The 18,352-nt window shown below is 72.1% G+C and carries 16 protein-coding genes; 8 read left to right on the plus strand and 8 right to left on the minus strand.

The window, feature by feature from the left end; genetic code table 11:
• Window positions 1-38: 38 nt before the first annotated feature.
• From GLX30_RS25990 to GLX30_RS26010, 5 genes are all read left to right on the plus strand, one after another.
• A complete protein-coding gene (locus GLX30_RS25990; protein ID WP_244258497.1) occupies window positions 39-1,220 on the plus strand; it encodes an FAD-dependent oxidoreductase in 1,182 nt (393 codons plus the stop codon).
• A 44-nt stretch (window positions 1,221-1,264) separates the two neighbouring features.
• The gene (locus tag GLX30_RS25995; protein WP_159692859.1) at window positions 1,265-1,630 is read left to right on the plus strand and encodes an Rv2175c family DNA-binding protein; all 366 of its coding nucleotides are present in this window, start codon (window positions 1,265-1,267) and stop codon (window positions 1,628-1,630) included.
• An 84-nt stretch (window positions 1,631-1,714) separates the two neighbouring features.
• Window positions 1,715-2,365, plus strand: a complete 651-nt coding sequence (gene thiE, locus GLX30_RS26000) for a thiamine phosphate synthase (RefSeq protein ID WP_159692861.1) — start codon at window positions 1,715-1,717, stop codon at window positions 2,363-2,365.
• 111 nt (window positions 2,366-2,476) lie between these two features.
• On the plus strand, window positions 2,477-3,394 hold the full coding sequence (gene metF, locus GLX30_RS26005) for a methylenetetrahydrofolate reductase [NAD(P)H] (protein WP_159692863.1): 918 nt from the start codon (window positions 2,477-2,479) through the stop codon (window positions 3,392-3,394).
• Window positions 3,395-3,445: 51 nt separating this feature from the next.
• Complete coding sequence (locus tag GLX30_RS26010; protein WP_159692865.1) at window positions 3,446-4,315, plus strand: hypothetical protein; 870 nt, start codon at window positions 3,446-3,448, stop codon at window positions 4,313-4,315.
• A gap of 40 nt (window positions 4,316-4,355) precedes the next feature.
• Here the strand turns inward: GLX30_RS26010 and GLX30_RS26015 are convergent, their stop codons facing one another.
• The 5 genes from GLX30_RS26015 to GLX30_RS26035 form a co-directional block, all read right to left on the minus strand.
• Window positions 4,356-5,852, minus strand: a complete 1,497-nt coding sequence (locus GLX30_RS26015) for an NAD(P)/FAD-dependent oxidoreductase (RefSeq protein ID WP_208545488.1) — start codon at window positions 5,850-5,852, stop codon at window positions 4,356-4,358.
• Between the two features lie 69 nt (window positions 5,853-5,921).
• On the minus strand, window positions 5,922-6,542 hold the full coding sequence (locus GLX30_RS26020) for a DUF4126 domain-containing protein (RefSeq protein ID WP_159692867.1): 621 nt from the start codon (window positions 6,540-6,542) through the stop codon (window positions 5,922-5,924).
• Window positions 6,543-6,967: 425 nt separating this feature from the next.
• Window positions 6,968-7,579, minus strand: a complete 612-nt coding sequence (locus tag GLX30_RS26025) for a TetR/AcrR family transcriptional regulator (RefSeq protein WP_159692869.1) — start codon at window positions 7,577-7,579, stop codon at window positions 6,968-6,970.
• A gap of 29 nt (window positions 7,580-7,608) precedes the next feature.
• Window positions 7,609-9,696, minus strand: coding sequence for a YhgE/Pip domain-containing protein (locus tag GLX30_RS26030; protein ID WP_159692871.1), 2,088 nt, complete (start codon window positions 9,694-9,696; stop codon window positions 7,609-7,611).
• Complete coding sequence (locus GLX30_RS26035; RefSeq protein WP_244258286.1) at window positions 9,668-10,600, minus strand: ATP-binding cassette domain-containing protein; 933 nt, start codon at window positions 10,598-10,600, stop codon at window positions 9,668-9,670. The genes GLX30_RS26030 and GLX30_RS26035 overlap by 29 nt, the downstream gene beginning before the upstream one ends.
• A gap of 160 nt (window positions 10,601-10,760) precedes the next feature.
• Between GLX30_RS26035 and GLX30_RS26040 the strand changes: the two genes are divergently transcribed.
• The 3 genes from GLX30_RS26040 to GLX30_RS26050 all read left to right on the plus strand — a co-directional run bounded on the left by GLX30_RS26040 (window position 10,761) and on the right by GLX30_RS26050 (window position 13,040).
• The gene (locus GLX30_RS26040) at window positions 10,761-11,333 is read left to right on the plus strand and encodes an SAV_6107 family HEPN domain-containing protein (RefSeq protein WP_159692873.1); all 573 of its coding nucleotides are present in this window, start codon (window positions 10,761-10,763) and stop codon (window positions 11,331-11,333) included.
• Window positions 11,334-11,680: 347 nt separating this feature from the next.
• Window positions 11,681-12,397, plus strand: a complete 717-nt coding sequence (locus GLX30_RS26045) for a methyltransferase (RefSeq protein ID WP_159695259.1) — start codon at window positions 11,681-11,683, stop codon at window positions 12,395-12,397.
• Between the two features lie 247 nt (window positions 12,398-12,644).
• Window positions 12,645-13,040: a DUF3040 domain-containing protein gene (locus tag GLX30_RS26050; RefSeq protein WP_159692875.1), complete on the plus strand. Its 396-nt coding sequence runs from the start codon at window positions 12,645-12,647 to the stop codon at window positions 13,038-13,040.
• 273 nt (window positions 13,041-13,313) lie between these two features.
• On the opposite strand, the gene GLX30_RS26055 is transcribed toward GLX30_RS26050, so the two are convergent.
• From GLX30_RS26055 to GLX30_RS26065, 3 genes are read right to left on the minus strand one after another with little or no spacing between them, the layout of a single operon-like run.
• Window positions 13,314-15,848: a DUF3488 and transglutaminase-like domain-containing protein gene (locus GLX30_RS26055; RefSeq protein ID WP_208545489.1), complete on the minus strand. Its 2,535-nt coding sequence runs from the start codon at window positions 15,846-15,848 to the stop codon at window positions 13,314-13,316.
• On the minus strand, window positions 15,845-17,203 hold the full coding sequence (locus GLX30_RS26060) for a DUF58 domain-containing protein (RefSeq protein ID WP_159692877.1): 1,359 nt from the start codon (window positions 17,201-17,203) through the stop codon (window positions 15,845-15,847). Before GLX30_RS26060 ends, GLX30_RS26055 begins: the two co-directional genes overlap by 4 nt.
• Window positions 17,203-18,249: a MoxR family ATPase gene (locus GLX30_RS26065; protein ID WP_159692879.1), complete on the minus strand. Its 1,047-nt coding sequence runs from the start codon at window positions 18,247-18,249 to the stop codon at window positions 17,203-17,205. The genes GLX30_RS26060 and GLX30_RS26065 overlap by 1 nt, the downstream gene beginning before the upstream one ends.
• Between the last annotated feature and the right edge of the window lie 103 nt (window positions 18,250-18,352).

Here is an 18,352-nt window from a genome sequence, read left to right on the forward strand (position 1 = left end):
CAGTGCCGCGGCGGCGCGCGGTGATCGTCGGCGCCGGCATGGCCGGTGTGCAGACCGCGGTCGCCCTTCGCGAGCAGGGATTCACCGGCACGGTCACCCTGATCGGCGCGGAGCCGCACCAGCCGTACGACAGGCCGCCGCTGTCCAAGGCGATCCTGCTCGGCAAGGCGGAGGACTCCGCCTTCGACATCGACTTCGAGGCACTCGGCGTGGAACTGCGCCTCGGTCTCGAGGTGACCCGGGTGCGGACCGACGCGCACGAGGTCGACACCGTGTCCGGCCCGGTCCCGTACGACGTGCTGGTCCTGGCCACCGGCGCCGAGCCGGTCACCCTGCCCGGCGCCGTCGGCGTCACCGGAGTCCATCTGCTGCGCACGCTCGACGACGCCGCCCGGCTGCGGCCGCTGCTCGCCGAGCAGCACGACATCGTCGTGGTCGGCGCCGGCTGGATCGGCGCCGAGTTCGCGACCGCAGCCCGCCAGGCGGGATGCCGCGTCACCGTCGTCGAGGCCGCGGGCCGCCCGCTCGCCGGGACCATGCCCGCCGAGGTCGCCGCGCCGATGGCCGCCTGGTACGAGCAGCACGGGGCCGAGCTGATCACCGGCGCCAGGGTGGAAGCCGTCGAGCCGGGAGCCGTCGTCCTGGCCGGAGGGCGCAGGATCCCGGCCGGTGCCGTGGTCGTCGGTATCGGCGCGCGCCCCGCCACCGCACTGCTCGCGGGCTCCGGCATCGAGCTCGGCCCGGACGGCGCAGTGGTCGCCGACCGGTACCTGCGTGCCTCCGCTCCCGATGTGTACGCCGTCGGGGACTGCGCCTCCTACCCGTCCGGCCGTTACGGCGAGCGGCTGCTCGTCCACCACTGGGACAACGCGCTCCAGGGTCCGCGCACGGTCGCGGCGAACATCGTCGGCGACCAGGAGCCGGGCCCGCGGGCGCCGGAGGAGTACGACCCGGTGCCGTACTTCTGGTCCGAGCAGTTCGGCCGTTTCGTCCAGTACGCGGGTCACCACGGCGCCGCCGACACGCTGCTGTGGCGCGGCAGCCCGGCGGAGGACACCTGGTCCGTGCTGTGGCTGCGCGAGGGCGCGCTGGCGGCCCTGCTGACGGTGGGCAGGCCCCGTGATCTGGCTCAGGGCCGCAAGCTGATCGTGTCCGGGACCGAACTGGATCCGGCGCGGGCGGCCGACCCTTCCGTCCCTCTGAAGGCGGCGGCACGGTAGGTCCTGGCTACCGACTGTCGGTCCTGGATGGCAGGCTTGTCCCCGTGACCGAGATTGACGCAAAGATCGATGCCCTCGTCCCCGCCTGGCTCTACCTGCCGGACATCGCGGAAATGCTCGATGTCGAGGTGACGCGCGTGCGGCAGCTGGTCAAGGACGGCCAGCTGATCGCCGTGCGCCGCGGTGAGAACAGGGCGCTCCAGGTGCCTGCCGCCTTCATCGACGGCAACAAGGTGGTCAAGGGCCTCTCCGGGACCCTGACCCTGCTGAGGGACGACGGCTACAACGACGAAGAGATGCTCGAGTGGCTCTTCACCCCCGACCCGACCCTGCCGGGCACGCCTGCGCAGGCGCTCAGCGAGAATCGCGGCACGGAGGTGAAGCGCCGGGCCCAGGCGCTCGCCGTCTGAACCGACGGAAACCATCATCGCCGGCGGATGCACGGCCCGGGCCGCCCGGCCCGTGCGTCCGCCGCCCAACGGGGGGATCGCCTCATGTCCACGGCTCACGCGCTGCTGTCCGACGCCCGGCTCTATCTGTGCACGGACGCCCGTAAGCGACAGGGCGACCTGCCCGAGTTCCTCGACGCCGTCCTGGCGTCCGGCGTGGACATCGTGCAGTTGCGTGACAAGGGCATGGAGGCCGCGGAGGACCTGGAGCACCTCCAGGTCTTCGCCGACGCCTGCCGCCGGCACGGCAGGCTCCTCGCGGTGAACGACCGCGCCGACGTGGCTCACGCCATCGGCGCCGACGTGCTGCACCTGGGCCAGGGCGATCTGCCGGTGCCGGCCGCCCGCGCGATCCTCGGGGACGGCGTACTGATCGGCCGCTCGACGCACAGCGAGTCCGAGGCGGCCGCCGCCGCCGTCGAGCCCGGCGTGGACTACTTCTGCACCGGCCCCTGCTGGCCCACGCCCACCAAGCCGGGGCGGCACGCCCCCGGGCTCGACCTGGTGCGGTACACGGCGGGGCTGACCGGTGACCGGCCGTGGTTCGCGATCGGCGGGATCGACGCGGCCAATCTGGACGAGGTGCTGGACGCGGGGGCGCGCAGGGTCGTCGTCGTACGCGCGATCACCGAGGCCGGTGATCCGGCCGCGGCCGCCGCCGACCTGGCGAAGCGTGTCAGGGAGCGGACCGCCTGACGGCGGCGGTGATCGTCCATCTCTGTCCAAGGGATGGACAAGACACCGGCAAAACAGACATATTTCCCTGATTCGGTTCGAGGATCCCCTCGGTCTGGCTAACCTGCCGGTATGGCCCTCGGTACTGCTTCCACCAGAACGGATCGCGCACGCACGGTGCGCGACATGCTTGCGACGGGCAAGACGTCGTACTCGTTCGAGTTCTGGGCGCCCAAGACCGAAAAGGGCGAGCGGAACCTGTGGAACGCGCTGCGCAGGGTCGAGGCGGTCGCTCCGAACTTCGTCTCCGTGACCTACGGCGCCGGCGGCTCCACCCGCGCGGGCACGGTCAAGGCCACGCAGGAGATCGCCGCCGACACCACCCTCACGCCGGTCGCGCACCTCACCGCGGTCAACCACTCCGTCGCCGAACTGCGCAACATGATCGGCCAGTACGCCGACGCCGGCATCCGGAACATCCTCGCCGTCCGCGGCGACCCGCCCGGCGACCCGATGGGCGAGTGGGTCGAGCACCCGGAGGGCGTGAGCTACGCGGCCGACCTGGTCCGGCTCATCAAGGAGTCCGGCGACTTCTGCGTGGGCGTCGCGGCCTTCCCCGAGATGCACCCCCGCTCGAAGGACTGGGACGAGGACACCCGGCACTTCGTGGACAAGTGCCGAGCCGGCGCCGACTACGCGATCACGCAGATGTTCTTCGTGCCCGAGGACTATTTGCGGCTTCGTGACCGGGTCTCCGCGGCAGGTTGCGAAACCCCGATCATTCCCGAGATCATGCCCGTCACCAGCGTCAAGCAGATCGAACGCTTCGCCACGCTCAGCAACGCGCACTTCCCGGCCGAGCTGAAAGAGCGCATCCTCGCGGTCAAGGACGATCCGGCCGCTGTACGCTCCATTGGCATCGAGTTCGCGACGGAGTTCTGCGCGAGGCTGCTCGCCGAGGGTGTCCCGGGGCTGCACTTCATCACGCTCAACAACTCCACCGCGACGCTCGAAATCTACGAGAATCTCGGACTGCACGAGCAGTCGTGACCGGTCGTACCCGCCCCGTCCCGGGGCGGCGGCCGCAGGAGAGGGGCGGACATGGGCTGGACGGTCCTCTATATCGCGTTCGGCATCGTCGCGCTGTGGCTGCTCGGTGAGGTGCTGCTGCAGTACAAGGCACGGCTGCGCTGGCGGCTGCTCGCGTTCGGCGGCTTCCTGGGCGTCGTCATAGGCGTGCTGCTGCCGTCCGTGGTGGTGATCGCCCTCGGCGCCATGGCCTTCGCGGTCGGCCAGACCTATGTGACCCTCTCCTTCCGGCGCGGTTTCTCCACCGGCTGGGCCCTCGGCGGCAGCCCCGGCGTGAGCAGGCGGCGCAGGTCCGCCGCGGACCGGGAAGCGACGAGGGAGCCCACGCTCGAGGTCACCGACCTCTCGTACGACTCGGCCGAGCAGGACTACGACATGGCCGGCCCGGCGGCGGACGCCACGGGACCCGCCGTCTACGAGCCGCAGCCCCTGCCCGACGACACCGGCCAGTACGGCGTCTACACCGAAGAGGCGTACGCCGCCCGGCCCGCCGCGGAGCAGGCGGGGACCCGCGACGAGAGCTACGCCGCACAGAGCTCCGGCTACGGCGCCTACAACGCCTACGACGACCACGGCTACGCGCAGCCGCAGCCCGCGGAAGCGGCGACGTACGCCGGCCAGTACGACTACGGCACCGACAGCCAGCAGTACGCCACGTACTCCGACCCTTATGTGGGCGGCCAGCAGTACAGCACCTACGACACGTATGGCGGCGGCTACGGCGACCAGCAGCAGTACGCCGGCTACGGGCAGCAGCAGGGGTACAGCGAGACCCCGCCCGGCGGCGTGTGGGTGCCGCAGCAGCGTGAGGGCGACCAGCAGGAGCAGCCCCCCGCGTACTACGACAACGGGTACAACGAACAGCAGCAGTACCGCTACTGAGCTTCGGCAGCGGCGGCCGCCGGCTTTCGGCCGCGGCCGTTCAGCGGGAGCCGCGGAAGTCCGCGCCCTCCACGATCAGCCCGGCCACCAGCGCACCCGACATGCCCGAATGCGCAAGCCCGCCCCCGGGATGCGCCCAGCCCCCGGCGAGATACAGGCCCGCCAGGGGACACGTGTTCATCGCCGGCAGGAACGCCCCCGACGCGCCGGCGAGCGCAGGGGCCGGGACCGCGGCCGAACCCGTGGAGCGACGGGTGTCCTGCGGAGTGCGCACCACGCGCCACAGGATCCGCTCACGCAGCCCTGGGACGGCGGCCTCCGCCGCCGCCACCATCCTGTCGGCGGCACCCTCCGCGATCTCCACCCATCCCTGCCCGCCGGCCGGCTCGGCCGGCACCGTGGACGTCAGCGTGACCGTCTCGTGGTCGTCGTCCGGCCGCAGCAGCGGGTCGTCGGGCCGCATCACGACCACGGTCGGCCGCGGGCCGGGCCGGCCGGCGCGGATCGCGTCCCACTCCGCCGCCGGGTCCGGGGTGTGCACCACGGTGCGGTGCACGGTGCCGGCCGGCCGGCCGCCGCGCAGCGCGAGGTGGACGGTCAGCCGGCCGGTGCCCGGTCCCGGCCGCGTCCGCGGTTTTTCGTCCGGACTGGCCCACGTAACGACGCGGTTCTCGAACAGCGACGGCACCGGGGCCCCGGAGACCACCATGTCCGCCTCCACAGGGCCGCCCCGGTCCAGCTCCAGACCGGCGGCACGGCCGTCCTTCTCCAGCACGCCCGTCACGGCGGCACCGAAGACGAACTTCACCTTTCTGGCCATGCAGCGCTCGTACACCGCGTCGGCGAGGGCGCGCAGGCCGCCCTTCACGTACCAGGAGCCGAAGGTCTGCTCCATGTACGGCAGCACCGCGGCGGACGGGGGCGCGCTGTGAGGGTCGAGGCCGTACGCCACGGCGTGGCTGTCGAGCAGTGCGGCGAGGCGCGGGTCGCGCAGCTCGCGTGTGCCGATCTCCGCGAGTGTGCGTGCGGGCCGCCGCAACAGGCCCTGCCGCACAGCCGGGTAGGGGTCCCTCGACAGGAACGCGGTGTCCGCGGGCAGCGGTTCCTCCAGCAGCGGACGGCGTGAGCGCTCCCAGGCGTCCCGGGCGCGATTGAGGAACTCGCCCCAGCGTTCGCCGGAACCCGGACCGAGTTCCGCTTCGAGCGCGGCGAGGGTGCCGGCCCTCGACGCGTTGGGGAGGCTGACGTCCGTGCCGTCGGCGAAGACGTGCCGGCTCGCCGGGTCCACCTGCGTCAGCTCGACGCACTTCTCCAGCGGTTCCTTGCCGGTCTTGACGAACAGGTCCCGCCAGACCGCCGGGATATGCAGCAGACCGGGCCCGGTGTCGAAGGCGAAGCCGTCCCGCTCGAAGCGGCCCACCGAGCCGCCGTGGGTCGCCAGACGCTCGTACACCGTCACCCGGTGGCCTGCCACGGCCAGCCGGGCGGCCGCCGCCATCGCGCCCATCCCGGCGCCGATCACCGCAATCCGTGCCATGACCACGACTTTATTACCCGCGACCACCGGTTTCCCGGCCGGGTGCGCGCCGGGCCCGGCGGCCTGCGCTCACCAGTCCGGTGGTCGGTGGACGCCCACCGCGCCCAGGCTTCTCTCCTCCCGGCGCTGCGCCCTGCGCCGCAGGAACCGGCGGATCCTCGAGGCGAGGAAGAGCACCGTGACGATGCCCAGTACGAGGAGCGTGCCGGCGATGACGGCGGCGGCCACCGGGTTGAAGACCGCGAAGGAGATGATCCCGGCGACCCCGAGGTCCTCCGCGACACTCACGGCGATGTTGCTGAACGGCTCCGGCGAGGTGTTGATCGCCATCCGGGTGCCCGCCTTGACCAGATGGCTGATCAGCGCGGTCGAGCCGCCCACGGCTCCCGCCGCGAGCTCCGGCAGCGAACCGCTCTCACCCGCCAGCAGCGCGGCGACCACGGCGCCGGCGACGGGTCGGATCACGGTGTGGACCGTGTCCCATATCGAGTCGACGTACGGAACCTTGTCCGCCACCGCCTCGCACAGGAAGAGCACCCCGGCGGCGATCAGGACATCGGGGCGCTGGAGCGCCTGCGGCACCTGGTCGGAGACGCCGGACGCGCCGAGCACGCCGAACATCAGGACCACCGCGTAGGCGTTGATCCCGCTGGCCCAGCCGCTGGTGAAGACGAGGGGGAGTACGGACACGGACGCGATCGTAACCACCCGGCGGCGGTCGCGGGTGGGGTCGAGCGCGGAGTGCTGAGTATCCCTACCTACGCGCCGAGATGAGTATGTGCGCGGATGGGGCCGGGCCCGCCCGGACGGAAGAGTGGGGACCACGGAAGGGGCGCGGCACCGGCACCGACGACACGGGGCGGCGGAACGGTGCGGCTCCCCTGACGGAACGGGGGTTGCAGGACGGAGGGCCCACGACCACGGGGGACAACGGGGGTCGGGCTCTCCGGACCACGGGGGTGGCGGGGGGAACGGGGAACGCAAACGCCGGGCGGCTGGAGGACCAGCCGGCCGGCGTTTCGTGTCTGCGCCCCCGCTGCGGGGGAAGGGACCTCACGCGCACTTCCCACGCGACCTGTTCCGTGGCGCCTGTTGTGGGTCGCGCAGGGCAGGGCTCAGTCCCGGCGGCCGCTCACCCGGCCGTGCAGCAGCAGCGACAGCGCCCCGTGGACGTCGTCGAGCGACCGTTCCCGCTGGAACGCCTGCCAGTCCAGTGCCGCCACCAGCACCATGCCGACCAGCGCGGCGGCCGTGAGCGGAATGTCGACCTCCTCGCTCAGCTCGCCCGCCTCCACCCCTTCGCGCAGCACCGTCTCCACAACGGCCACCGCCTGCTGCCGCACCACCAGGAGCGTGGACTGCCAGGCCCGGTTGGTGCGCCACAGCTCGGCCACGTACAGCTGGGTGAAGGCCGGATAGCGGTCGATGAACACCAGACCGGCCCTGATCATGGCGTCCAGCGCCTCGACCTTGGAGCCGCCGCGCTCGGCCGTACGGTCGGCGGCCTCCTGGAGCGAAGCCGTGAGGAGGCCGACGCCGAAGCGCAGCAGCTCCTCGAAGAGTTCGGTCTTGCTCTTGAAGTTGTAGTAGACCGTGCCCTTGGCGACCCCGGCGCGCTCGGCGATCTCGTCGACCGTGGTGGCCGAGAAGCCCTGCTCCGCGATGAGCGTCACGGCGGCCTCGTAGAGCTTCGCGCGCGTCGCCCGGCGTCTGCTGCTGCTGTCCATGGGACCGATTCTCACAGGTCCGGGCGCGGTCACAGACTCAGCTCCGGGTGAAGCCGGTCCAGCGTCCAGACCTGCTTTCGTCGGGCCGAGAGGGCGGTCAGGGCCAGCGCACCGGCCGAAAAGGCCAGCAGCACCGCACACGCCTGCCACACCGGACCGGGTCCGCCGCCGGTGATGAGCCTGCGCAGCGCCTCGACGACGTAGGTCATCGGCAGGAACGGATGGATCGCGTTGAAGAAGCCGGGACTCGTCTGTACCGGGTAGGTGCCGCCCGCCGACGTCAGCTGGAGCATCAGGACCGCGAGGACCAGGATCCGGCCGGCGGCGCCGAATCGGGCGTTGAGCCACTGGATGATCGCCGCGAAGCAGAAGGTGACCAGGGCGAGGAAGCCGACGGTGCCCGCCGCGTGGGCCGTCTTCAGCCCGAGACCCCAGTACAGGACGGACATCAGGGCCGCCACCTGGAGCAGACCGATCGCCGCCACCGGAAGCAGACCCGCCAGGGCGATCCGCCAGGCGGACGCCCCGGTGGACAGGGCCCGGCGGTTGAGCGGCTGAATGATCATGTAGGCGACCATCGCGCCGACCCAGAGGGAGAGCGGGATGAAGTACGGGGCGAATCCGGTGCCGTAATTGGGCGCCGAGTGCAGGGAGTTGCCGGCAAGCCGGACAGGGTCGGCCATGACCTCGGTGCGGCGGTCGCGGTCCTTCTTGTCGTAGTCCGGGATCTTGTGGACGCCGTCGTTGAGCCCGACCGCCAGTTCCGTGGATCCGTCGGCGAGCCGGAACAGTCCGCCGTCCAGCTCGCCCGCGCCCTTCTTGAGCTTGCCGACACCCGAATCGAGTTCGGTGGACCCCTTTTTCGCGGTGGTGAGGCCGGTGTGCAGCCGGTTCGCGCCCTTGGCGACCTTGTGGGCGGCCGTGTTGAGCTCGTTGATCTTGCCGAGGGCGTATTCCAGGTTCTCGTCCAGTTTCGGAGCGCGCCGGGCCAGGTCGTCGGCCTTCTTCTCGAGGTCGGTGAGGTGCTTCTTCAGTGTCTTGAGCTCGCCGTTGCTGTTGCCGATCAGCACATTGAGATCGTCGGCGATCTTGGCGACGTCCGCCGCGGTGTCCTTGGCGCGCTCGAGTTCGGGGCACGCCTTCGGGTCGGGGAGCAGGGCCTGGTCGCACTGTGTCCGGTGGATCTCGCTCAGCGCGTCGGCGGCCTTGTGGGCGCGGATCGCGGCGCCGGGGGCCCGTTCGGTCAGCAGGCCGAGATTGCGCTGGACGGCCCGTGAGGAGTCAGCCACCAGCCGGGCGGTGTCACCGATCGACTTCCCGTTGTCCTTCAGATACGGACGCGCCTTGTCGGCATAGCCGTTTACCTTGTCGGCGAGCACTTGCGTGCCGTCGGCGACCTGACGGGAGCCGCTGTCCAGTTCGCCGGCGCCCTTGTGGAGCTTCGTGATCCCTCCGGCGAGCTTGCCGCTGCCGTCCTTCGCGTCCGTCAGGCCGTCCGCGAGGTCCTCCGAGCCCTTCTTGGCCTTCCCGACGCCGCTCTTGAGCTTGTCGGCGCCCTTCGCCGCCTTCTCCGTCGCCTCGTGGATGTCGGAGAAGGAGATGAAGATGCGGTCGAGGAACGACCGAGAAGCGTTGGTCGACGCGGCGGTACGCACCTCGGAGAAGACCGTCCGGGAGATCTGTCCGACGATGTAGTTGTTCGCGTCGTTCGTGCGGACCTGGAGGGCACCCGTCTCGGGGGAGTCGCCCGAACTGGAGGCGATGCGCCGGCTGAAGTCCTCCGGCATGGTCAAGGAGAGGTAGTACGTGCCGTCCTCGACGCCCCGGCGGGCCTCGGCGTCGTCCACCTCGTGCCACTCGAAGACGTCGCTGTCGAGCAGGCCCTTGGTGATCTCGTCACCCGCGGCGATCCTCTTGCCGGACGCGGTGGCGCCCTTGTCGTCGTTGACGAGGGCGACGGGAATCCTGTCGAGCCTGCCGTACGGGTCCCAGAAGGACCACAGGTACAGGGCGCCGTAGAGCAGCGGCAGCAGCATGACCGCGACGATCGCGGCGGCCGGCAGCTTTCCCCGCCCGAAGCGCTTCAGCTCAAGCGCGGCCAGTTTCGGCGATCGCATCGGCCGCCCCCTCCTCGTCGATGTTCACGTCGGTGTCCTTGCCGGTCTCTTCGGCCGGGCTGTCGGCGGAGCTCGTGTCGGTGCTCTCGTCGGCGCCGGTGCCGGGGGCCCGGGCGGGAGTCTCGTCGGTGTCGGTGTCGGTGTCGGTGTCGGTGTCTGCGTCGTCGTCGCCGAGCGAACCGGTCCCGGTGGGCCGGGTGCGTACGACGACGGCGTCCTCCGGCGCCTCGTTGCACACCGCGACCACGGTCGTCCCGCTCTCCGCGACCGAGCGCAACAGGTCCCAGGCAGCGGCCCGTTCGGTGTCGGACAGCTTGAGGCCCACGTCGTCGACCGCGAGTAGCCGGGGGCCGCCGATCAGTGCCAGGGCCACGGAGAGCCGCAGCTCCTCGAGCCGCTCGAGATCGCGTACGGCCGTGCGTTCCCCCTTGGGCAGCGTCGCCGGCTCCAGCCCGGCGGCTGCCAGCGCCTTCTCGACACGCTCGGCCGCAGCGGCCGTCCGCTCCGCACGGGGCCGGAACAGAGCCCGGAACGAACCGTCGAAGCGCCTCTGCAGCAGGGCCCGTTCGCGCAGGTGCTCAGCGACGGTGAGCGCCGGGTCGAGATCGCTGACCCCCGGCACCGGACCGAGCGCGCTGATCCGGCGCACCGCGGCCATCCCGCGCGGCAGTTGCAGGCCGGCGACCTCCGCACGGCCTTCCGTGGGGCGCATCCGTCCGGTCACAGCGAGCAGCAGGCAGGTGCGCCCCGAGCCCGACGGACCCTCGATCGCGACGAGCGCGCCCGGCTCCGCGTGGAGGTCCACCGAGCGGAAGGCCCAGCCGCGCGGGCCTCTCAGCCCCAGATCCTCGATGCTCATGGCCGCGCCCTGCGGGCTGTCCACCCGCCCCACCCCGATCCCCATCCCGTTCCCTCCGTCAGTTTTAAACTGACCAGTCAGTGCAAAAACTACCCCCGAACCCTTGATCGAAGCAAAAGACCAGGTCAGGGCCGATTGTCAGTGGGTGCCTCCACGATGGACACATACGGCCACAGCGCCGTCACACGACGACAGGAGGCTCGTCATGGCCAGCTACTCAGCAGCCGCCGCTCACCGGCGCCGCTCCACCGGCCCTGCCCCCTCATCGACCGGCCCGGCGCACGACGTGCATCCCGTCCTGCGCCGGTCCTCCGCGCCACCCGCCGCCCTCGATCTGCTCGCCCAGGCCCGTAGCGGACTCGAGGAGGCCGCGACCCTGGACCAGCCGAACGAGCGGTACGCCACGGCGCATCTGGCCGCTCTGCGCACGGCCGCCGCGGTGCTCGCCGCCCGCGGCCGCCCCGAGACCGGTGCGCGGCGCAGGCAGCGCATCCGCAGCGCCTGGGAGGTGTTGCCGGAGATAGCGCCGGAGCTGTCCGAATGGAGCCTGCTCTTCGCCTCGGGCGCCGAGCGCCGGGCCCGCGCAGAGGCGGGCATACGGGGCGCGGCCGGCCATCGTGACGCCGACGACCTTCTCAGGGACGCGGCCATGTTCCTGCGCCTGGTGGAGCGCCTGCTGGTGCTTCAGCCGGCCCTGCCCCGGCCCAGGGTGTCGCAGCCGCATCAGGACACGCCCGGCGACGGCACGGCGACGCGGCGAGGGGACGTCGCCGGCTGAGCCGGGGAGCGCGGGGAGCGGGATGGCCCGAGGGACCGGCCAGGGGGCGGCCGGGGGGCCGGCAGGGATCGGTGGGGCACGCGGGGACCGGCCACGGTGCCGGGCGGGGGCGGCGGGGGCGGCGGGGGCGGCGGGGGCGGCGTGGACGCCGTGGACGCCGTGGAGGGGAGGCGGGATGCCTCGCGATGGCTCGGGATGAGACGGAACGTCGGCCCGGACGGCGGAGGCAATAGGGTGGGAGCAGGCCAACCAGCACATCGCCCGAGGAGCCAACTGCCGTGTCGGAACCGTCCCCCACCGGTGGGGAGACCCCACCGCGCCCCTCTCGCGCCTCTCTCCGCACCGCCGTGGTCTGGGATGTCCTCAGGGACGCCCTGGACCGCCGGGTCAAGGCGACCGGGACGGACTCGCTGGACATCCTCGACACCGGCGGCGGCACCGGGAACTTCGCCGTGCCCGCCGCCCAGCTCGGCCACCGGGTCACCGTCGTCGACCCCAGCCCTAACGCCCTCTTCGCGCTCGAGCGACGGGCTGCGGAGGCCGGGGTCGCCGAGCGGGTGCGCGGCGTCCAGGGCGACATCCACGGCCTCTTCGACGTGGTCGAGCGGGGCGGCTACGACACCGTCCTCTGCCACGGCGTGCTCGAGTACGTCGACGACCCGGCCGAGGGCGTACGTAACGCGGTGGAGGCGCTCAGGCCCGCCGGAGCACTCAGCCTGCTCGCCGCCGGGCTGGGCGGCGCCGTCCTCGCCCGCGCCCTCGCAGGGCACTTCAGCGAGGCCCGCCAGGCGCTGAGCGACCCCGACGGCCGCTGGGGCACGGGCGACCCGGTACCCCGCCGCTTCACGGCCGAGCAGCTCACCGAACTCGTCGCACAGGCCGGTGTCGAGGTCGGCGCCGTGCACGGAGTTCGGGTCTTCGCCGACCTCGTTCCCGGCGTTCTCGTGGACACCGAGCCCGGTGCGCTGGACGCCCTGCTGAAGCTGGAAGCCGCCGCCGCCGAACTGCCGGCCTTCCATTCCGTCGCGACCCAGCTGCACGTCCTGGGTGAGAAGCGCGGCTGATCAGCGGCGCAGCCGCAGATGGAGTACGCCACAGACCCTCCGTCGTCGGGCTTCGCACCGTATGATCGGGGGACACCATCCGGCATGACGGATCGGAGGTTGGGGAATCTAGGCCTCAGCAACCCGATCGGGCATGGCGGCCCGGAAGGCGTTTTGCGAGAGGGCGGGTTTCACGGGGGCGAATCCCTGCCTATCCTGGAAGGGCCGCTTACCGGTCGCCCCCGCGACCGACGACGAGGAGGACTCCGTGCCGCTCTCGGAGCACGAGCAGCGAATGCTCGAGCAGATGGAGCGAGCGCTGTACGCCGAAGATCCCAAGTTCGCGACAGCGCTCGAGGGAAGCGGGCTGCGTACGTACACCCGGCGACGGGTCTACCAAGCAGTCGCAGGCTTCCTGGTGGGTATCGCGCTCCTCATGGCCGGAATGGTCGCCCAGCAGATCTGGATCAGTGTGGTGGGCTTCCTGGTGATGCTCGGCTGTGCGGTGCTCGCGGTCACGGGCTGGCGCAAGGCGCCGAAGCCGGGTGAACAGCAGCAGACATCCGGCGGACACGGTCGCCGGCAGTCGCACCAGCGCAGATCGGTGATGGACAGGATCGAGCAGCGGTGGCAGCGCCGCCGCGACGAGCAGGGCGGTCACTGAGCCGTCCGGTCCCGACCGGACGACGAGTGGACCTCCGGCCCACAAGTTCGGAGTACGAGTGAGGGGCGACGCCTTCGAGCGTCGCCCCTCACTCGTGTTCCCGGCTCCTGTTCCCGGCTCATGCTCCCGGATCGTGGGCCGCCGCCGCTCGTACGGAGAGCCTCGTGCGCCAGTAGGGCCCGTGTGCCCGGGCGTTACCGCCGCCCGGCTGCACGCCACCGCCCCGGTCCGGGCCCGTGGTGGACGGGCCCGGCCGGGGCGGGACGGGCGGGGTCAGCCGCGCTGACGGGTCGGGCGGCGCAGGAACGCCGTCCATCGGTCGAGCCGCAGCCGCCGCACGTTCCACCGGTCCGTGAAGGCCGACCAGCGTTCCGACAGGGCCCATACGACCCGGACGGAGGAGCGGGGCAGCAGCCGCGCCCGCATCCGGGTCCGGAAGCCCACCGCGCGGATCAGACCGGCCTGGATCTGCCGCGCGTCGTCCGCGAGGCCCGTGCCGGCCCTCGGGACCGGCGCGTACAGGACCTGCTCCACAGAGCGGGCCACCCGGTGCACGGCCGCCGCGGGCTCGTCCTCCAGCTTGCCGAGCCTGACGATGCGCGCCGCCGCCTTGCGAGGCGTCAGCGACTCGTCGGGGAGGATGCCGACGTCCCACGCGGAGTCGGTGACCTCCTGCCAGGCGGCCAGGGTGCGGCCCGGATCGTCCACGGCCGTACGGCCGGCGGCCGCCTTGCCGTCCGCGTCCAAGGACACGGCGGAGGCTCCCGGTGAACCCGGACCCCCACCCTGCGAACCCGCCTCGCCCTTGGCCGGCCGGCGCACAGGCACGCCGAGCCGCCGGGACCTGGTCACGAGCCGCCACAGCAGCGGCACGGCCAGCAGCAACAGCCCGCCCATGACGCCGGTGGTCACCAGCAGCACCGTGCCCAGCGTCGAGTCGTCGGCCGTCGGCGGCCGGACGTCACGAGGGTCGGCCGCGCCGCACTCGCCGAGCTGCCGCTCCTGGCGGGGACACGCGTCGTCCTCGGGCCGGTTCGACTGCTCGGGGGCCGCGGAGCTGCCCTCCTCCGGCCGCGCCGGGTCGGAGGCGCCGCCCGAAGGCGTCTGCTCCTGCGTGTACTCGGGTCGGAAGCCGCGGCTCGGCGTCGGCTCGAAGCGGGTCCATCCCACCCCCTCGAAATACAGCTCGGGCCAGGCGTGGGCGTCCCGGAGGCCGACCGACACCGTGCCGTCCGACTGCGTGGTGCCCGGCTGGAAGCCCACAGCGACGCGGGCAGGGATGCCGAGGGTGCGGGCCATCGCCGCCATCGAGAAGGAGAAGTGGACGCAGAAGCCCTCCTTCTGCTGCAGGAAACGGCTGATCGCGGTGACGCCCGTACCCGACCGGACGTCGGTGTTGTACGTGAAGCCGCCGGTGTCCGCGAACCACTCCTCGAGCTTCTCCGCGCGCTCGTAGTCGTTCGCCGCGCCCCTGGTCACCGTGACCGCGGTCCGCCGGACGTCGCCGGGCAGCGCGTCAGGGACGCGGGTGTACTCCTGCAGGAGCGCCGCGGGGGGTGCGGGAGCGTCCGCCAGCTGCTCCTGTGTCGGCTTCACGATCAAGCTGTTGACCGAGTACTGGGCGCCCGCGGTCGTCTGGCCCCTGTCGCCCACCAGGGTCCGGCCCGCGGGCTCGTAGCGCCAGCGGCCGTCGATGGCGACCGCCGTCGCCGGATGGGGCATCGGCAGCCAGTCCTGCTTGTACGACCCGGCCGCCGACAGGTTCGTCCTGACCTCGGTGACCTGGACGGAGGGGCTCAGTCCGGCCGGCTCCGGCAGCCGCTCCGGCACACCCGTGACCTTGCGCTGCGACGAGCGCCACGACGTGCCGTCGAACCGGTCCAGGGACAGGATCCGCAGATACATGTCCTGGTTGTCCGGAGCGTTGCTGCGGTAGCGCAGCACCTCACGGTTCTGGGGCTGGTTCAGGTTGTCCTGGAGCGAGACCAGTGGGTTGACGGCCGAGATCGTGCCTCCGCCGCCGCCGGGGCCGCCACCGGGGCCGTTGCCCACCCCGCCGATCAGTCCGCCGTCCAGGGCGGGCAGGGCCGCCGGCACGACGAGAGCGACACCCAGCGCGAGGACACCGATCCTGCGGCCCGCTCTGACCGGCGCCTGCGGGCGGCCCTCCGTCGGGTCGAAGCCGCCCGTGGAGCGGTTGCGGGTGCCCGAGCCGCCGCCGAAGACGCGTCCCCACTGGGACAGCCGGTCACGGCCCTCGGCGAGCAGGAGCAGCAGATAGCCGGACGCGGCCAGCAGGAACCACAGCCAGCTCGCCTCGCCGCCGGAGAGTCCGGCGGCCACGGAGTAGAGCGCCAGCAGGGGCAGACCGGCCGGGGCGGCGCTGCGGAACGTCACGGCGAGCGCGTCCACCGCGAGGCCGATCACCAGCACCCCGCCGATCACCATCAACCTGATGCCGTCGGTGGCCGGGGCAGGAATCGCGTATTTGCCGACATCGTCCGCACCGGCGCGCAGCAGCTCCCCGAAGTGGACGAAGGCGTCCGGTCCCGGCAGCACACCGAGGAACGCCTGGCCCCGGGCGAATACCGCGGTGAGCAGCAGCAGTGTGACCAGCGTCTGCGCCGCCACGGTCAGCGGCCGGGGCAGCGGGACCCGGCGGGCGAGCGCGCCCACCCCGGTCTGTATCGCAAGCAGGAACCCGGCCTGGAACAGCCAGTTGGGCGGATCGACCAGCGGCAGCAGGGCTCCCGCCGCCATCAGCGTGGCGGCGAAGGCGCACACCGCGAGCCGTGCGCGACCGCTCATGACCAACCTCCCGGCGAACCGTACGTGCCTGCGCCGGAAGCCTCGACGCGTTCCCGTGCCGCCTGCTGCCACAGATCCGTGAGCCGTGCGCCGGGCGTCACCGCGAGGGCGGTCCAGCCCGACTCGCGCAATTGCCGGACCCGCTTCTCGAGCGGTCCCGGGGCGGCGCCGCCGCTCACCCATGTGCCGCTGTCCAGCACGAACGCGACCGCTGAGCCGCTGCGCTGACGCATCCGGGCCGTCAGCGCGGCCTGTTCGTCGTCCAGATCGCCGAGGAAGGCGATCAGCAGGCCCTCGCTGCCGCCGCGCATCACGTCGAACGAACGGGACAGGCCCGCGCCGTCGGAGTGGTCCACGACGGCGAGCGTGTCCATCATCAGACCCGCGGAGTCGGCGGACTCCTGCGAGGAACCGGCGAACCCGTCCGCGCCCTCACCGGGCACGGAGGTTCCGGTGTCGGTCAACAACCGCACGGCGAAGCCGTGTTCCAGCAGGTGCATCAGCGCGGAGGCGGCGCCGGACACCGCCCACTCGAACGCCGAGTCGGGACCCGCACCCTGATAGGCCACACGCCGGGTGTCCAGCAGCACGGTGCACCGGGGCCGCTGGGGCTGCTCCTCGCGCCGGACCATCAGTTCGCCGTAACGGGCGGTCGAGCGCCAGTGGACCCGGCGCAGGTCGTCCCCGTAGCGGTAGGCGCGGGGGATGATGTCGTCGTCGCCGGCCAGCGCGAGCGAGCGCTGGCGGCCGTCGCCGTACCCGGAGGCCTCGCCGGCCAGCCGCACCGCCGGCAGCGACTCCGTGCGCGGAATGACCGTGAGGGTGTCGAACGCGCTGAACGAACGGGTGAGCTCGCACATGCCGAACGGATCGGTCAGCCGCAGCTGGAGCGGCCCGAGCGGATAGCGGCCCCGCAGGTCCGAGCGGACCCGGTACGAGACCTCGCGGCGGCCGCCCGCCTCGACCCGGTCCAGCACGAAGCGGGGCCGTGGCCCCAGCACGTACGGCACATGGTCCTGAAGCATCAGCAGGCCCGTCGGCATCCGAGAGACGTTGTCCATCCGCAGATGGACGCGCGCCTCGGAACCGGCGGGCACCCTGGCGGGCGACAGCCGGCGGCTCGCGGCCACCCGGTAGCGGGTGCGGTAGAGGACGGCCACACAGATCAGCGGCAGTCCGGCGAGCAGCAGCCCGACGCGCAGCAGGTCGCTCTGGCCGAGCACATAGGCGCAGACGGCCGCCGCCACACCGGCCGCGAGGAAGGAACGGCCGCGGGTGGTGAGCCCGCCGAGCGCCGCGCGCACGCCGCCGCCGCCCGTTGCCGCCGGCCCCGTCGAGGCGGCTCCGGCCGACATCACAGCCGCCGGGCGCCGGGCTGCTGGCCGTACAGCGGCGGCTGGGCCGCCCGGCCGGCCGTGTACGAACCGTCGGAGGAGCCGCTCGTCGGAACCGCGGTGCGCTGGACGATGTCCAGGACGACCTGCTCGGCGGTGCGGCGGTTCAGCTGGGCCTGCGCCGTGGGCAGCAACCGGTGGGCGAGCACCTGCACGGCCAGAGCCTGAACGTCGTCCGGCAGGGCGTACTCGCGGCCGCTGAGCGCGGCGGACGCCTTCGCGGCGCGCAGCAGGTGCAGCGTGGCGCGGGGGGACGCGCCCAGTCGCAGATCGGGGTGGCTGCGGGTCGCCGACACCAGCTCCACCGCGTAACGCCGCACCGACTCGGCGACGTGCACCGCGCGCACGGCCTCGATCAGCTTCACGATGTCATGGGCGTGCGCCACGGGCTGCAGGTCGTCGAGCGGCGACACACCGCCGTGGACGTCGAGCATCTGGAGCTCGGCTGCCGCGCTGGGGTAGCCGATCGAGACGCGCGCCATGAAGCGGTCGCGCTGCGCCTCAGGCAGCGGGTAGGTGCCCTCCATCTCCACCGGGTTCTGGGTGGCCACCACCATGAAGGGGTTGGGCAGTTCGTAGCTGTGCCCGTCGATGGTGACCTGGCGCTCCTCCATCGATTCAAGCAGCGCCGACTGCGTCTTGGGCGACGCGCGGTTGATCTCGTCGCCGATCACGATCTGGGCGAAGATCGCGCCCGGCTTGAACTCGAACTCGCGCCGCTGCTGATCGAAGATCGACACACCGGTGATGTCCGACGGCAGCAGGTCCGGCGTGAACTGGATGCGCCGCACGGAACAGTCGATGGATCTCGCCAGCGCCTTGGCCAGCATCGTCTTGCCCACGCCGGGAACGTCCTCGATGAGGAGATGTCCCTCCGCGAGCAACACGGTCAGCGAAAGCCGTACGACCTCTGGCTTGCCCTCGATCACGCTCTCGACCGACCTGCGGACAAGATCCGCTGTCGTGGTCAGATCCGTGAGGCTCGCTCGATCGTCATAGGTCGTCACCCGGCCCTCCTCGGCCCGTTCATAGGGCCGGCGCACTTCGGACGGCACGGCCCAACCCCGAAACATGGACGCCGCCTCCGGAAGGTCCGGAAGGGGGTCACAC

The organism is Streptomyces sp. Tu 2975 (genome assembly GCF_009832925.1).
GTDB lineage: Bacteria > Actinomycetota > Actinomycetes > Streptomycetales > Streptomycetaceae > Streptomyces.

Bases quoted from the DNA above. Each gene is read 5' to 3' on its own strand.
- metF (WP_159692863.1), top strand. From the start codon at position 2,477: ATGGCCCTCGGTACTGCTTCCACCAGAACGGATCGCGCACGCACGGTG.
- thiE (WP_159692861.1), top strand. From the start codon at position 1,715: ATGTCCACGGCTCACGCGCTGCTGTCCGACGCCCGGCTCTATCTGTGC.
- GLX30_RS26030 (WP_159692871.1), bottom strand. From the start codon at position 9,696: ATGCGATCGCCGAAACTGGCCGCGCTTGAGCTGAAGCGCTTCGGGCGG.
- GLX30_RS26015 (WP_208545488.1), bottom strand. From the start codon at position 5,852: ATGGCACGGATTGCGGTGATCGGCGCCGGGATGGGCGCGATGGCGGCG.
- GLX30_RS26060 (WP_159692877.1), bottom strand. From the start codon at position 17,203: ATGTCGGCCGGAGCCGCCTCGACGGGGCCGGCGGCAACGGGCGGCGGC.
- GLX30_RS26055 (WP_208545489.1), bottom strand. From the start codon at position 15,848: ATGAGCGGTCGCGCACGGCTCGCGGTGTGCGCCTTCGCCGCCACGCTG.
- GLX30_RS26025 (WP_159692869.1), bottom strand. From the start codon at position 7,579: ATGGACAGCAGCAGCAGACGCCGGGCGACGCGCGCGAAGCTCTACGAG.
- GLX30_RS26010 (WP_159692865.1), top strand. From the start codon at position 3,446: ATGGGCTGGACGGTCCTCTATATCGCGTTCGGCATCGTCGCGCTGTGG.
- GLX30_RS26035 (WP_244258286.1), bottom strand. From the start codon at position 10,600: ATGGGGATCGGGGTGGGGCGGGTGGACAGCCCGCAGGGCGCGGCCATG.
- GLX30_RS26040 (WP_159692873.1), top strand. From the start codon at position 10,761: ATGGCCAGCTACTCAGCAGCCGCCGCTCACCGGCGCCGCTCCACCGGC.
- GLX30_RS25990 (WP_244258497.1), top strand. From the start codon at position 39: ATGGCCGGTGTGCAGACCGCGGTCGCCCTTCGCGAGCAGGGATTCACC.